This window comes from Embleya sp. NBC_00896 (genome assembly GCF_045207785.1).
In the GTDB taxonomy this organism is placed as follows: Bacteria; Actinomycetota; Actinomycetes; order Streptomycetales; family Streptomycetaceae; genus Embleya.
This window is the reverse complement of the sequence record NZ_CP108776.1, coordinates 916062-929913: the sequence shown is the minus strand read 5'-3', so window position 1 is coordinate 929913 and position 13852 is coordinate 916062. Positions and strand designations below refer to the sequence as shown.

At 71.9% G+C, this 13852-nt stretch carries 15 protein-coding genes; 8 read left to right on the top strand and 7 right to left on the bottom strand.

What is annotated here, in order from left to right; translation table 11 throughout:
- Positions 1-14: 14 nt before the first annotated feature.
- Both OG928_RS04400 and OG928_RS04395 read right to left on the bottom strand, forming a co-directional pair.
- Complete coding sequence (locus OG928_RS04400; protein WP_406279500.1) at positions 15-431, bottom strand: YrdB family protein; 417 nt, start codon at positions 429-431, stop codon at positions 15-17.
- Positions 432-600: 169 nt separating this feature from the next.
- A complete protein-coding gene (locus OG928_RS04395; RefSeq protein ID WP_406279497.1) occupies positions 601-1128 on the bottom strand; it encodes a hypothetical protein in 528 nt (175 codons plus the stop codon).
- A 169-nt stretch (positions 1129-1297) separates the two neighbouring features.
- Here OG928_RS04395 and OG928_RS04390 point away from each other — a divergent pair, with 169 nt between their 5' ends.
- Positions 1298-1726: a DUF3995 domain-containing protein gene (locus OG928_RS04390; RefSeq protein ID WP_406279494.1), complete on the top strand. Its 429-nt coding sequence runs from the start codon at positions 1298-1300 to the stop codon at positions 1724-1726.
- The gene (locus tag OG928_RS04385; protein WP_406279491.1) at positions 1723-2127 is read left to right on the top strand and encodes a VOC family protein; all 405 of its coding nucleotides are present in this window, start codon (positions 1723-1725) and stop codon (positions 2125-2127) included. Before OG928_RS04390 ends, OG928_RS04385 begins: the two co-directional genes overlap by 4 nt.
- Before the next feature lie 71 nt (positions 2128-2198).
- On the opposite strand, the gene OG928_RS04380 is transcribed toward OG928_RS04385, so the two are convergent.
- A complete protein-coding gene (locus OG928_RS04380; protein WP_406290775.1) occupies positions 2199-2927 on the bottom strand; it encodes a ZIP family metal transporter in 729 nt (242 codons plus the stop codon).
- Between the two features lie 607 nt (positions 2928-3534).
- Between OG928_RS04380 and OG928_RS04375 the strand changes: the two genes are divergently transcribed.
- The 4 genes from OG928_RS04375 (at position 3535) to OG928_RS04360 (ending at position 7192) form a co-directional block, all read left to right on the top strand.
- Complete coding sequence (locus tag OG928_RS04375; protein ID WP_406279488.1) at positions 3535-3738, top strand: hypothetical protein; 204 nt, start codon at positions 3535-3537, stop codon at positions 3736-3738.
- A 381-nt stretch (positions 3739-4119) separates the two neighbouring features.
- Positions 4120-6054 carry a hypothetical protein gene (locus OG928_RS04370; RefSeq protein ID WP_406290773.1) on the top strand — a complete coding sequence of 645 codons (1935 nt, stop codon included), beginning with the start codon at positions 4120-4122 and terminating at the stop codon, positions 6052-6054.
- Between the two features lie 71 nt (positions 6055-6125).
- Positions 6126-6593, top strand: coding sequence for a cupin domain-containing protein (locus OG928_RS04365; protein ID WP_406279485.1), 468 nt, complete (start codon positions 6126-6128; stop codon positions 6591-6593).
- Between the two features lie 71 nt (positions 6594-6664).
- Entirely contained in the window at positions 6665-7192 is a 528-nt protein-coding gene (locus OG928_RS04360; protein ID WP_406279483.1) for a MarR family winged helix-turn-helix transcriptional regulator, read from the top strand.
- A gap of 37 nt (positions 7193-7229) precedes the next feature.
- On the opposite strand, the gene OG928_RS04355 is transcribed toward OG928_RS04360, so the two are convergent.
- Together OG928_RS04355 and pip are read right to left on the bottom strand one after the other, a co-directional pair.
- Entirely contained in the window at positions 7230-8015 is a 786-nt protein-coding gene (locus OG928_RS04355) for an alpha/beta hydrolase (RefSeq protein ID WP_406279480.1), read from the bottom strand.
- Between the two features lie 25 nt (positions 8016-8040).
- Positions 8041-8997, bottom strand: coding sequence for a prolyl aminopeptidase (gene pip / locus OG928_RS04350; protein ID WP_406279477.1), 957 nt, complete (start codon positions 8995-8997; stop codon positions 8041-8043).
- A gap of 133 nt (positions 8998-9130) precedes the next feature.
- Between pip and OG928_RS04345 the strand changes: the two genes are divergently transcribed.
- Positions 9131-10135, top strand: a complete 1005-nt coding sequence (locus OG928_RS04345; RefSeq protein ID WP_406279474.1) for an alpha/beta fold hydrolase — start codon at positions 9131-9133, stop codon at positions 10133-10135.
- On the opposite strand, the gene OG928_RS04340 is transcribed toward OG928_RS04345, so the two are convergent.
- Complete coding sequence (locus tag OG928_RS04340) at positions 10127-11530, bottom strand: WS/DGAT/MGAT family O-acyltransferase (protein ID WP_406279471.1); 1404 nt, start codon at positions 11528-11530, stop codon at positions 10127-10129. The genes OG928_RS04345 and OG928_RS04340 overlap by 9 nt on opposite strands.
- 177 nt (positions 11531-11707) lie before the next feature.
- On the opposite strand from OG928_RS04340, the gene OG928_RS04335 reads away from it, so the two are divergent.
- Positions 11708-12145: an excalibur calcium-binding domain-containing protein gene (locus tag OG928_RS04335; protein WP_406279468.1), complete on the top strand. Its 438-nt coding sequence runs from the start codon at positions 11708-11710 to the stop codon at positions 12143-12145.
- Between the two features lie 207 nt (positions 12146-12352).
- Here OG928_RS04335 and OG928_RS04330 read toward each other — a convergent pair whose 3' ends face one another.
- Complete coding sequence (locus tag OG928_RS04330; RefSeq protein WP_331765748.1) at positions 12353-13543, bottom strand: IS110 family transposase; 1191 nt, start codon at positions 13541-13543, stop codon at positions 12353-12355.
- Positions 13544-13852: the final 309 nt, after the last annotated feature.

The following is a 13852-nucleotide window of genomic DNA, read 5'->3' as shown; positions in this document are numbered from 1 at the left end:
GCGGCGCACCCGATTCAGGCGGGGATGTTCTCGTCGCGCTTGGCGTGCAACCCGCTGCGCTGGGCGGCGAGCCCGGTCAAGCGGGCGACGGCGACGCCGATCGCGCCGGCGAGCAGACCGGAGGCGGCGAACGCGGCGATGCCGGTGCCCCACCAGGCGGTCTCGAACAGGACGCGGGGGAGACCCGTGAGCGCGTTGGCGTTGTTGTGGGCGGCGAAGCGACCCCACAGGAAAATCATCACGGCCGGCGCCGCGAGACCGACGAGAATCCGGAAGGCCCAGCCCGCGCCGAGCGTGAAGCCCCAGTAGGACGTGGCACCGATGACGGCCAGTTCGGCGAGGAACAAGGCGGTCATTGCGATCCAGTAGAGCACGATCATGTGGGCCTCCCCGTTCGGCGCGAGAGCACTGCTCTCGTCTGAGAGCATCATTCTGTGTCCTCTGCTCCGAGTCAAGAGCAGTGCTCTCGTTTGCGTGCACCGTTCTCGATGAGAACGCGCACCGGTCGGGGTCGTAGTCGTTGGCGGCGCCCGGTCCGAGCCCAAGCGACCTCGCCGGCCGGGGTCGCCCGGCGGGTGGGGTCGCGCGGGTGGGTGAGGGTTACTTCGTGGGGGTGTCGGGGCCTTGGGCGCGGACTCGTTCCACGTGCTCCAGGGAGTCGCGGAGTTCGGTGAGCCAGGTGTCGGTGTTGCGCTGGACCAGCCGCACGCACCAGGCGAGGGCATCGCTGCGGCTGCGGGCCACGCCGCTCGCGACCAGGGTGTCCAGGACCTGGCGCTCCGGCTGGCGCAGGCGCGTCATGACCGGCACGGAGACCGTCGTGTACAGCGCGCGGGTGTCGCCGCACTCGACGCCCCACGACACCTTGCGGCCGAAGCGGTGCTCGGCCTCACGGGCCACGGCCATCCGGTCCTCGCGGGTGCGCTCGCGGAACTCGGCGATGCGGCCGTCGAGGGCCGCGTCGCGCTCGTCGGCCGAGACGTCGGCGGCGAGTTCCGGCTCGGGGATGCGGCCGATGACGGTGATCTCCTCGCGGTCGACGGTCACGTCGACGAGCGCGGTGAACAGGCCCTCGGGGAGGCGTCCGGTGAACCAGCCTCGTACTGCTTCCTGCTTCGTTGTAATCATGTAATTCAACTTACGCCGATACTGCCGAAAGACAAGGAGGTCCGCCCAGAGCGGAAAGGCGAAGGGAGAAAACCACCGATGAGTGGCGGTGTCGGGCACCTGTGCCTTCGAGGGGCGGGCGGGGCATCCGCGAGGCGATCCGAGGCGCGCCGGCACTAGCTTGAGGCGTATGACGATCGAGCGCGTTGCCACTCGGATGTCGGTCACCACGTTGACCGCCCTCGCCGGCCTGCATGTCGTGTGGGGGATGGGGTCGCCGTGGCCGTTGCCCGATCGGGACGCCCTGTCGGACGCGGTGGTGGGCCAACCGATGACGCCCGGGCCGGCGGCGTGTTTCGCGGTCGCGGGAGCGTTGGGTAGCGCGGCTTTGCTGGTGGCGGGGCGCCCTCGGCGGTGGCCGGCGTTGGCTCGACTCGGTGCGCGGGGTGTTGCCGGCGTCTTCGCCGTGCGCGGCTTGGCGGGGCTCGCGGGGCGGACCGACCTGTTGTCCCCCGGGTCGTCGTCGGAGCGCTTTCGGCGGCTGGATCGGCTCGCGTATTCGCCGCTGTGCCTCGTGCTCGCCGCATCCTCGGCCGTGGCCGCTCGGCGTGCCCGGTGAATCGCGTCGGGCTGGTCGCCGTGGTGGTGCGCGACTACGACGAGGCCATCGCGTTCTACACCGACGCGCTCGGATTCGAGCTGCGTGAGGACACACCGCTGGGCGAGGGCAAGCGGTGGGTCGTCGTCGCACCGCCCGGTTCGGGCGCGTCGGCGGGGACGGCGATCCTGCTCGCCCGGGCGGTGGACGCCCGGCAGGAGTCACGCGTGGGGGACCAGACCGGCGGGCGAGTCGGACTGTTCCTGTACACCGACGACTTCGCGGCCGAGTACGCCCGCATGCTCGGCGCCGGCGTGCTCTTCGAGGAGCCGCCGCGCCACGAGCCGTACGGCACGGTCGCGGTCTTCCGCGACCTGTACGGCAACAGATGGGACCTGCTCCAACCGACCACGCCGGCGTGACACTCGACGGCTCGCGGGTGTGGTGCCGGCGTGCCGGCGGCTGTCCTCGGCGTGCTCGCGGCGCCGGGCGGTCACTGCGCCAGCGCGATGACCAGCCACAGGAACGCCACGCCGGCGACCGTGCACAGGAGGGTCGAGCGGGAGGGGTGGGGGCTGTGCGCCTCGGGGAGGATGTCGGCGGTGGCCAGGTAGAGCAGGAAGCCGGCGAAGAAGCCCAGGTATAGGCCGAGGGCGTGCTCGGGGATGGTGAAGGCCAGGGTGATGGCCGCGCCGGCGACCGGGGCGATCGCGTCGGCGCCCAGGAGGGTCAGCGCGCGACGGCGGTCGTTGCCGTACATGCGGGTGACCGTGTACGTGTTGAAGCCGTCCGCGAAGTCGTGCGCCACGACCGCGATCGCCACCGTCGTGCCCACGGTCGTACCGGCCTGGAAGGCCGCGCCGATCGCGAAGCCGTCCATCACGCTGTGCCCCACCAGGGCGGCCGCGGCGGTCAGGCCGATGCCCTTGGCCCGGCCGTCCGCCCCGATGGTCGGGCCGTGTTGGTGGGCGTGGGGCGCGTACTCGCTCTCGTGACCCCGGTGGATGGCCACCCAGCGCTCGACGATGTGCAGGACGAGGAACCCGAGCACGAACATCAGCAGCGCCTGCGGCACGCCGCCCAGCCGGTCGCCCGCCGCGTCGAGCGCCTCGGGCAGCAGGTCGAACGCGACCACACCGAGCATCAGCCCGGCGGCCAGACCCAGGACCAGGTGGCGACGGTCGCCGACGTGCAGTGCGACCCAGCCGCCGAGGAGCGTCATCAGGAAGGCGCCGGCGGCGACCAGTACGGCGGTCACGTCCGCGCCTGCCCGGTGCCGCGACCCACCCGCGACGGCGTCGTCATCCGTCAATCGTCGTCGAGCGCCCATCGGATCGCGCCCGGTGCTGCGCCGTACGAGTGGCCGCATGTGCGCGCCACGCGCTGTCCACGCGCCGTCCACGCGCCCGCCCCAGGGCTCGAAGTCGGTTAACATCAAACCGAGTTGGCCGGATGTCAGGTCGCCCTCGGGGGGTTCGCCCGACCGAGGGCCCGGTGGACCGCGAGGCGCTCCTCTCGCGGTCCACCGCGATCCCGTTGCCGCCCGGTCGCGGCCCCTGCGCCATCCGCGTTCGCCACCCGCGCGAGCCCGACACCACGCGGACAAGTAGGACTTCCGCAATGAAATAGAGGGGCGAAGTCCCCATCCGCCGCCGTATTGTGGTCTCTCGGCCGCCTCCGCGACCCCGCTCGGCAACCACGCCGAGGGCCCGGTCCGCGGCGCGCCGAATCCGTACAACCCCGCCGCCGCGTGACTTCGGCGACCCCAAAGAGGCACGTGGCGCACGGAGACCCATGCCATGCACGCATCGGGGGAGAGAGACGGAACGATGATTTTCAACGTAGGCGACAAGGTCAAGACGAAGCAGCAGATCAGTGGCCTCACCAAGCAGTCGATTTCCTCCGGCGCAGAGGGAATCGTCGTGCGGACCTCGATGGGCCGCGCGGACGTGTGCTTCACGATTCCTGGCGTAGCCGGCGGCACCCGCAAGGTCGAGGTCTCGGTCGCCCCCGACAAGATCGTCAAGCTCTGACCCGACCACGGCACGACGGCACCACATTCACGCGGCACCACCGCGCCACATCCACACAGCACGACATCTCCGCGTTCCCCGTCACGGCTCCTCGTGACGGGGAACGCGACGTTCGCGGCCGGCCGACCGCCGCTCCGACCGCCACCCGTGCCCGCCCCCAGGATTCCCACCCGTCCCCCCGTTCCCGTTCCCCCCAACACCCGCGCGCTGCAAGATGTCCGTGGACATTCCTGCACAGCCCTCGCCGTAGGAGTTGGAGGAATAGTGAGCCGATCCGCGCCCCGTTCCAGCCGCACCCGCAGCCCCCATCCGCGCCCCCACCCCCGCCCCCATCCGCGACGCCGGCTGCCGGCCGTGATCGTCGCCGTGGCCGCGCTGCTGATGGTCTTCCTGGTTCCACCCGCCGCCGAAGCGCACCCGCATACCCCGCCCACCGAACCCGGCTGCGACCCGATCGACCCGGCCGCGTGTCTGCTGCCGTTCCCCAACGACTGGTACACGAAGGCCGATCGGCACACCGACACCGGTCGCCGCGTCGCGTTCACCGCGGCGATGCTGCCGCACCAGGCCTCGTGGAACCGCAACGACGGGTTCTCGCCCGGCTCGATGCTGACCACCCGGATCCCCGGCGTCGACCTGGTCAAGAGCGGCGTGGCCCCGGTCACCGATGTCGGCCGGTCGCTCGCGCGCACCGCGCCGATCGTGATCGTCGACACGGACACCGGCGAACGGTGGCCCTACTGGGCCGAACTCGACGCCAACGCGACCGACCCGGCCCGGCAGGCCCTCCTGGTCCACCCGGCAAAGAACTTCGTGCCCGGCCATCACTACGTCGTCGGTCTGCGCAATCTCCGCGGCGCCGACAGCCGCATACTCGCCGCGCCCGAGGCGTTCGCCAAGATCGCCGGCCGCACCCTCCCGCGCCACGACCCGCTCGCCGCCCGCCAGGCGCAACTTCGTCCCGTCCTGGACCGGCTCGACCGGGCCGGCGTCGACCGCCGCGGCCTCTACCTCGCCTGGGACTTCACCGTGGCGAGCGAACGCAACCTCACCGGCGGCATGCTCCGGATGCGCGACGAGGCGTTCGAGCGACTCGGCGACCGGGCACCGGAGTTCGTGGTGACCGGCGTCAAGAACATGACGCCCGAACAGGATCCGCGGATCGCCCGCGAGGTCACCGGCACCGTCACCGTGCCGAGCTACCTCGACCGGCCCGGCGGCCCCACCGGGTCCCGGCTCAACCTCGGCCGCGACGGCCTGCCCCGGCAGCTCCCGGGCAACACCCAGCAGGCGCAGTTCCGCTGCGAGATCCCCAGGAGCGCGTTCGACAAGCCCTCGCAGGCGTCGCTGTACGGCCACGGCCTGCTCGGCAGCAACAACGAGGTCGGCGGCGGCAACGTCAAGGCGATGGCCAACGAGCACGACATCACCTTCTGCGCGACCAAGTGGATCGGCATGGCCGACGAGGACCTGCCCACCGTGGCCCGCGCACTCGCCGACATCGGCACCTTCGACGCGATCCCCGACCGCACGCAGCAGGGCTTCCTCAACGCGCTGTTCCTCGGCCGCGACATGATCCACCGGCGGGGCTTCGGCGCCGACCCGGCGTTTCGTACCGACACCGGCCGGCCGCTGATCGACATCGACAAGGGCCTCGTCTACGACGGCAACAGCCAGGGCGGCATCCTCGGCGGATCGCTGCTCGCGGTGTCCCAGGACGCCAAGCGCGGCGTGCTCGGCGTGACCGGGATGAACTACAGCGTGCTGCTCAACCGCAGCTCGGACTTCGGCCCCTACGGGCGGATCCTGGACGGCGCCCATCCCGACCGGCTCGACCAGCAGGTCGTCCTGTCGTTGTTCCAGATGTTGTGGGACCGCGGCGAGACGAACGGGTACGTCAGCGGCCTCGATCGCAGTCCGTTGCCGCGTACGCCGCGCCACCAGGTGCTCATGCAGATCGCGTTCGGCGACCACCAGGTCACCACCGTGGCCGCCGAGATCGAGGCCCGGACGATCGGCGCGCGCATCCACGAGCCCGCGATCGCGCCGGGCCGCAACCCCGATCGCGACCCGTACTGGGGGATCCGGCCGCTCCCGCGCGACCCGTACCGCGGCTCCGCGCTCGTGGTGTGGGACAGCGGTACGCCCGCGCCACCGCTGACCAACACGCCGCCGATCGGGCCCGAGTACGGGCGCGACCCGCACTCGGATCCGCGCAACTCGCCGGTCGCCCGGCAGCAGAAGGGCGCGTTCCTGGCCACCGGCCTGGTCGTGGACGTGTGCGGCGGCGCGCCGTGCACGGCGCCGGCGGGATAGGACTCGCACGTGTGAGGGTGGGGGTTCCGGCCGCGACGTCGCCGGAACCCGCATCACCCCTGGGAGGGCACATGTCCGCCGAACCCCGGCCCGTCGACCGTCCGAAGCTCGTTCCGCCGGAACTGGCCCGGGAGATGGGCCTGTCGCCGCACCCCGAGGGCGGCTGGTACCGCGAGACCTGGCGCAGCGGGGTGAGCCTGACCCCGCCCGGCTATCCGGGCCCGCGTGACACCGCGAGCGGCATCTACTTCCTGCTCTGCCCCGGCGAGGAATCCGCGTGGCACGTGGTCAGGTCGGCCGAACTGTGGTTCTGGCACCGCGGCGGCCCGCTCGAACTGCGCCTGGGCGGCGACGGCACGACCCCCGACGCCGAGCCGAGCCGGATCATGCTCGGCCCGGACGTGGCCGCCGGCCAACACCCGCAGGCGCTGATCCCGCCGGGGGTGTGGCAGGATGCCCGACCCCTGACCGAGGACGAGGTGCTGGTGTCGTGCGTGGTCTCGCCGGCGTTCTCGTTCGAGGATTTCCGGATGGCCTGACGACGGCGTGGCCGGCCGACACTACGGTGGCGGCGGGAACCATGCAGGGCCGGGCCGTCAGGGAGTACGACGTGAGCGATCCACAGGCCGATTACGCCGACTCCGTGGTGGCGGCGTGGTCCGCGGTACTGCCCGACGTGGAGGCGTCGTCGGTGGGGTTCGTGGTCCGCCTGCACCAGGCGATGATCGCGATGGAGGAGTTCGACCGGCGCAGCATCGGCGCGCTGGACCTGACGGCGCCGGAGTACATGGTGCTCGCCGTGCTGGCGACCCGGCCGGACCAACCGGGATTGACCCTGCGTCAGCTCCAGCCGCTGGTCATGTACTCGTCGGGCGGCATGACGCACTGCGTGGACCGGCTCGCCCGCAAGGACCTGGTCGAACGCCGCCCCAACCCCGAGGACGGCCGCTCGGTCCTGGTCTGCCTGACCGATCCCGGCCGCGAACGCGCCCGGACGGCGATGCGCGCACGCATCGACGCCCTCGACGCCCTCCTGGACCCGATCCCCACCCCGGACCGCGAAGTCGTCGACAAGGCCCTCCGCATCCTCGCCTCAACCCTGGGCCGCTCCAGCCCGTCCGGCGTCGACCGCGTGTGAGCCGCGGCCGACGGGTCGCCGACTGCGGCTCCCGGACCTAACGCCCGGCCGCGAACGCCTCGGACACCGCCCGCAGTACCTCCGGCCACGCCGTCGAGTGCGGGTCGATCGGCTCGAAGTGTCCGATCCCGGGCAGTACCCGCAGCTCCGTGCCGGACGCCTTCGCGAAGGCCCGGCTCAGCTCGATCGGGACCAGGTCGTCGGCGTCGCCGTGCAGCAGGACGAACCTTGGTCCGCCCACGTCGGTGCCGGTCAGGCGCAGCGGGTCCGCGTGCGCGAGCACCTCCTCCGACGGCTCGCCGAGGAACTCCGCCGCCGCCCCGTCGTCCAGATCGAGCGCGAGCGCCGCGCCCAGGTCGAGCACGCCCGCGAGCGACACGACGCCGGTGAGCGGGGGCGGCTCCGGCAGCCGGCCCACTCCGCCGGCGGGCAGCCGATGGCGCAGGCCCGCCCAGGCCGCGAGGTGTCCGCCGGCGGAGTGGCCCACGACGACCACGGGCCCGGTGGCCTCGCCACACAGCAGGTCCAGGGCCGCCGCGACGTCGGCGAACGTCCCGGGCCGGCCGCCGCCGGGTTGCCCGGCCCGCCGGTATTCGATGCTCGCGACCGTGTACCCCTCGGCCGCGAGCGCGACGCACATCGGGTACGTGTGCACGCGGTCGTACTCGGCTCGCCAGTAGCCGCCGTGCACCACCACCACGAGCCCGCGCGGCTCGGCCGCGGGCGTCCAGACGTCGACGACGTGGTCCGCCGCCGGGCCGTACCGCAGTGTGCGGTCCGGTCCGGCGGCCGGGCGGGTGAGAACGTCACGGGAATCGCTCATGCCCGTATTGTGCCCGGGGCGAGGATCAGCCCGCGAACCGGTCGGTGGCCTCGATCAGGTGGTGCGTGATGCCGGGCTCGGAGAACGCGTGCCCCGCGTCGTCGACGACCACGAACTCGGCCTCGGGCCAGGCCCGGTGCAGGTCGTACGCGGTCACGGCGGGGGTGCACATGTCGTAGCGGCCCTGCACGATCACCCCCGGGATGTCCCGCAACAACCCCGCGTCACGGATGAGTTGGCCCTCCTCCAGGAATCCGCCGTTGACCATGTAATGGTTCTCGATCCGGGCGAAGGCCAACGCGAACTTCGGCTCCTGGTGGATCGCGAGCAGCTCCGCGTTGGGCAGCAGCGTGACCAGCGCGCCCTCCCAGGCACTCCAAGCGATCGCGGCCTCCTCGCGCACCTTCGGATCCGCGTCGTTGAGCCGACGATTGAACGCGGCCATCAGGTCGCCGCGCTCGGCCTCCGGAATCGGCGCCAGGTATTCCTGCCAGCGCTCGGGGAACAGCATCGAAGCGCCGCCCTGGTAGAACCACTCCAGCTCGGACCGCCGCAGCGTGAAGATCCCGCGCAGGACGAGCTCGGTGACCCGTTCGGGATGGGTCTGCGCGTACGCCAGAGCCAGTGCGCTGCCCCACGACCCGCCGAGCACCAACCACCGCTCCACGCCTACGAGTTCGCGAAGCCTCTCGATATCGGCGACGAGGTGCCACGTGGTGTTCGCGGTCAGGTCGGTGTCGAACCGGCTCACGTGCGGCGTGCTCAGTCCGCAGCCGCGCTGGTCGAACAACAGGACGTCGTACTTGGCGGGATCGAACGCGCGCGCGTGGTCGGGCAGAGCGCCGCCGCCCGGCCCACCGTGCAGAAAGACCGCCGGCTTGCCGTCCGGATTCCCGAACCGCCGCCAGGAGAGCGACTGGCCGTCGCCGACGTCGAGCATGCCCTGGTCGTACGGCTCGATCGCGGGGTACAACGTGCGCACGGGGGTCTCCCTCGCTCGGTCGCGCGGCCGCTTGTGCCGCCACGCGAACAGGATCGTCGGGCCAAGCAGATCACGACGATCGGTCTCGGGCCGGCGGCTGGGCTGGGCGGTGCGCGTGTTCGATACTGCGGGGATGACGACGATCGCGCGCTGGGGCGGGACGAGCCGGGTCGCGGATCTGGACGGGGCCACCCACTGGGTGGACTTCGGCGGACCGGTGGACGTGGGTGCGGGAGCGAACGGGGACGCGGGCGCGGGCGCGGGAGTGAATGGGGACGCGGGCGCGGGTGCGGGCCGAGACGCCGGTGCGCCGACGATCGTGCTCGTGCACGGGCTGGGCGGGTCGCACCTCAACTGGGCGCTGCTCGCGCCGCTGCTGATCGGGCGGGCCCGGGTGGTGGCGATCGACCTGGCCGGGTTCGGGCTGACCCGGGTCGAGGGACGGCGGGCCGACGTGTCCGCCAATCGTGTGCTGCTCGACCGCTTCCTGCGCGAGGTGATCGGCGGGCCCGCGGTGCTGATCGGCAACTCGATGGGCGGGATGATCTCGATCCGGCAGGCGGCGATCGCGCCCGATACGGTCACCGGTCTGGTGCTCCTGGACCCCGTGTTGCCGCCGGTCCTGGGCGTGTTGCCGGACCCGCGCGTGATCGCGGCGTTCCTGGCGTACGCGATCCCCGGCCTGGGGCCGGCCGTGCTCGCCCGGAACCGAGCCCGGTACACGCCGCGCGAGCAGGTGCTGCGGGTGTTGGCGCTGGTGTGCGCGAATCCCGCGGGGATCCCCGAGGAGATGATCGCAGCCGCGACCGCGCCGGCCGAGGAGCGCGCCCGGATCCCGGACCTGGACCGCGCCTTCGTGCAGGCCGCGACCTCCGTCGCGCGGCCGGGTCGGGCCGCGCTCGCGCGCTATCGCGGCGAACTGGCCGCGTTGCGGATGCCGGTCCTGCTGCTGCACGGCGAACAGGACCGCTTCGTACGGGTCCGCCAGGCCCGGGAGGCCGCGGCCCGCCGACCGGCCTGGCGGTTCGAGACCTTCCCCGGGGTGGGCCACGTACCGCAGTTGGAGATCCCGGACACCGTCGCCGACCGCGTCACCCGCTGGCTCGACGACACCGCCGCCGCCTCCTCGTCACGCTGATCCCGTCGCGGCCACCACCAACTCCTCGAACCCCGCGCGGATCCCGTCCGCGAGGACCTGTACGTCCGGCACCGCGTCGAAGTCGGCGTTGATCCCGAACGTGATCCGGTCCAGGTACGAGAAGATCCCGACGCTGATCCGCATCGTGCTCGCGATCGGCACGTACGGGTAGATCTCCGCGAGCGGCCGACCCAGCATGTACAGCGGCACGCGCGGCCCCGGCACGTTCGTGGTCACCGTCTGGAGGATCCGCTGCGGGAAGCGCAACGCGGTCCGCGAGCCGAGCGCGAGCAGCGTCGGCGCGGCGAAGTTGCCCAGCCCGGTCAGCACATCCGCGCCGGCCGCCTGCCGGCTGCGCTTGAGGTCGTCCATTTGCGCGCGTACCGACGCCAGGCGGGCCAGTGGGTCGTCCTCGCCGACCGGCAGGTTCACCAGGACCGCGCTGAGCCGATTGTTGAGCGTGTTGCGCTCGCCGGGGGAGCGGACCGACACCGGCACCAGCGACCGAACCACCTGATCCGCCGTCAACTCGCCGCGCTCCGTCAGCAGATCGCGGAAGCCCCGGGTGATCGCGGTCAGGATCACGTCGTTGACCGTGCCGCCGACCTCCTTGCGTACGCGCTTGATCTCGGCGATGTCCGACCTCGCCCACACCCAGCGCCGGTGCGGCCCGATCGAACCGTTGAGCGAGCCGGCCGACGTCTCGAGGAGTCGATTGGCGGTTCCGGGCAGGCTCCCGGCCAGGGTCCGGACGGTCTCCAGGACCTCCGAGGCGCTGCGCATCTCCCGGGCCAGGGCCGGTACCGCCGCGAGGTGCTTGACCGGGGCGGCGATCGCGTCGCGCAGGCCGTCGGCGATCAGGTCGAGCGTGCTCGGCGCGGGATCGGCCACCCACGGGTCGGGGATGGCCGGCTCGACCGGCTCGGGGTGCTCGCGCCAGTCCAGGAGCATCTGGAGCAGATCGGTGCCGGCCACGCCGTCGATCAGGCAGTGGTGCACCTTGGAGATGATCGCCCAGCGGCCGTCCGCGAGGCCCTCCACGAGCCAGACCTCCCACAGCGGCTTGCTCAGGTCCAGGCGCTGCGCGAACAGCCGACCGGCGAGGTTGCGCACCTGGTCGTCACCGCCGGGCGCGGGGACCGCCGTGTGGCGGACGTGGTACAGGATCTGGAAGTGGTCGTCGTCGACCCAGACCGGCCGACCCAGGTGCAGCGGCAGGGTGCGGACCCGCTGCCGGTAGCGCGGTACGTCCGGGAGCTTGGAGACGAACAGGCGGATCACGTCGCCGTACGACGGCGCGGGCCCCTCGAAGACCAGGACGGATCCGACGTGCATGGGGACGTTCTCGTCCTCGACGAAGTAGAACCCGGCATCCATGGCGCTCAATCGGTCCATTCAGGCACCGTAGGTCCGGTCGCGGGGCATGGTCCAGATCTCCGCTGAAACGTCATGCGTCCGGTCCGACCCCGGAACCGCCGGTGACGGCGGAACCGAGGACCGACTCGACGGGGCAAACGTTGCCGGGTGCGGCACTAGAGTCCGTGTGGCACGTATCGAGGGGGGAACTCGCACATGCGCACCATGACCACGAGCATGGCGTTCGTCGCGCTCGCACTGACGGTGGCCCTGGCCGGGTGCGGCGGAGACGACGATGGCGACGGCAAGACCGGGAAGCCGTCGCGGACCGGCACGCCGGCGAGCACGGCATCCGCGAGCACGGCACCGGCGACCACGGCGCCGGCCACCACCGCCGCGCCGAGCACGAGGCCGCCCACGACGCAGGCGCCGCCCTCGAAACCGCCGACGACCGCCGCGCCGACGGCGGCCGCACCGACGCCGGGGGGTCCGGGCGGGACGGTCTCCGGCGGCGGGAGCACGGGCGGCGACGGCCCGGTGTACTACAAGAACTGCACGGCGGTCCGCGCCGCCGGCGCCGCCCCGATCCACCGCGGCGAGCCGGGCTACGGCCGACACCTGGACCGCGACGGAGACGGCACAGCCTGTGAGTGAACGGGCAGACGTCGCACGCTCGTTCGCCCCGAGGTCTACAGTCCTAACGCGGACGAAGGCTTCGCCTTCAGACGCAGGGCGGGCCATCCATAGCCCGGCCGGCGTTTGAGGCCAAGCTTTTCAAGCCCGGCCGGCGTTTGAGGCCAAACAGCCCGGCCGGCGCTTGAGGCCCGGCATCCCAAGCCCGTCCGATTCCTAATCTTGTTGTCAAGCGGCGAGTGTGACGGGTGGTGTGGGCTCGTAGCACCGTCCGTCACGCAGCAGGGCCCACAGGACGTTGACGCGACGGCGGGCCAGAGCAAGGACTGCCTGGGTGTGCCGCTTGCCCTCGGCCCGCTTGCGGTCGTAGAAGCGGCGGGACTCGTCGCAGTACCGGATGCTGATCAGCGCGGAGGTGTAGAACACGCGTTGGAGGCGCCGGTTGTAGCGCTGGGGGCGGTGGAGGTTGCCGCTGACCTTGCCCGAGTCGCGCGGGGCCGGGGCGACGCCGGCGAACGCGGCGAGGCGGTCGGGGGTGGCGAACGCGCTCATGTCGCCGCCGGTCGCGGCGAGGAACTCGGCGCCGAGCAACGGCCCGATGCCGGGCATGCTCGTGATCACGGCGGCGTGTTCGTGCTCGCGAAACCGGCCCTCGACGAGCTTGTCCGTCTCGGCGATCCGCTCGTTGAGGGCCATCACCTCCCTGGCCAACGTGTGGACCAGCCGTGCTGTGATCTTCTCGCCCGGCACCGCGGTGTGTTGGCGCTCGGCCGCTGCGACGGCGCCGGCGGCGAGCTGCGCGGCATTGCGAACCTTGCGGTTGTGCAGCCAGGTCTCCAGTCGCCGGGCGCCCGCGCGGCGGATCGCCGCCGGGGTCTGATAACCCGTCAGGAGAACCAACGGTCCGACATTGGTGAGGTCCAACTCCCTTTCCAAGGCCGGGAATATTCCGGTCAGCAGGGCTCGGAGGCGGTTGATCGAGCGGGTGCGGTCGGCGGCGAGGTCCATACGGTGGGCGGTGAGGAGCCCCAGCTCGACGGTGAGCTCGTCGCCGGGCCGCAGCGGGTGCAGGTCGCGGCGGACGCGGGCCTGGTCGGCGATGATCGCCGCGTCCTTCGCGTCGGTCTTGCCCTCGCCCCGGTAGCCGTCGGCCGCACGGTTGACGACCCGGCCGGGAATGTAGAGGAGGTGCTGGTCGTGGTTGACGAGCAGCGCGATGAGCAGGCCCGCGGCGCCGTCCGTGAGGTCGACGGCCCACACCACGTCCGTGTCCAGGGCCAGGACGTCCGCCACCAGGTCGAGCAAAACCGGCTCGTCGTTGGCCACCCGGCGCGAGAGCAGCCGCTTCCCGTTCTCGTCGATCGCCACGCAGTGGTGGTGGGTCTTCCCCGCGTCCACCCCGGCCCAGATCCTCGCCACAAGCGCCTCCGCAAGTCTGTCGGTTCGTGTTGTCCCGCAGACGACCTCGCCGTCGAGTCCCTACACAGCGACCGAATCGCAGTTCCTAATCAGCGGCCGAGTCGTCGCGGGGTGCCGGGCGGCAAATCGAACAAAGCCACGATCGGCAGACGCCTGAAAGCCACACCCGGCACCCCTGGGTGGGAGAACCCTACGAATGGCTCGCCCTGCCCATCAACAAGGTAGGGACGCCTGAGGACACCCGGCCCACCACCGACCCCGGTGATCCACCCCCGCGCCAAAGGCCACCTTCGCATTGGCCCACCCAAC

Coding starts and splice junctions, on each gene's coding strand:
- OG928_RS04400 (WP_406279500.1), bottom strand. CDS start 431: ATGATGCTCTCAGACGAGAGCAGTGCTCTCGCGCCGAACGGGGAGGCC.
- OG928_RS04395 (WP_406279497.1), bottom strand. CDS start 1,128: ATGATTACAACGAAGCAGGAAGCAGTACGAGGCTGGTTCACCGGACGC.
- OG928_RS04390 (WP_406279494.1), top strand. CDS start 1,298: ATGACGATCGAGCGCGTTGCCACTCGGATGTCGGTCACCACGTTGACC.
- OG928_RS04380 (WP_406290775.1), bottom strand. CDS start 2,927: ATGACGCTCCTCGGCGGCTGGGTCGCACTGCACGTCGGCGACCGTCGC.
- OG928_RS04375 (WP_406279488.1), top strand. CDS start 3,535: ATGATTTTCAACGTAGGCGACAAGGTCAAGACGAAGCAGCAGATCAGT.
- OG928_RS04370 (WP_406290773.1), top strand. CDS start 4,120: ATGGTCTTCCTGGTTCCACCCGCCGCCGAAGCGCACCCGCATACCCCG.
- OG928_RS04365 (WP_406279485.1), top strand. CDS start 6,126: ATGTCCGCCGAACCCCGGCCCGTCGACCGTCCGAAGCTCGTTCCGCCG.
- OG928_RS04355 (WP_406279480.1), bottom strand. CDS start 8,015: ATGAGCGATTCCCGTGACGTTCTCACCCGCCCGGCCGCCGGACCGGAC.
- OG928_RS04345 (WP_406279474.1), top strand. CDS start 9,131: ATGACGACGATCGCGCGCTGGGGCGGGACGAGCCGGGTCGCGGATCTG.
- OG928_RS04340 (WP_406279471.1), bottom strand. CDS start 11,530: ATGGACCGATTGAGCGCCATGGATGCCGGGTTCTACTTCGTCGAGGAC.
- OG928_RS04335 (WP_406279468.1), top strand. CDS start 11,708: ATGCGCACCATGACCACGAGCATGGCGTTCGTCGCGCTCGCACTGACG.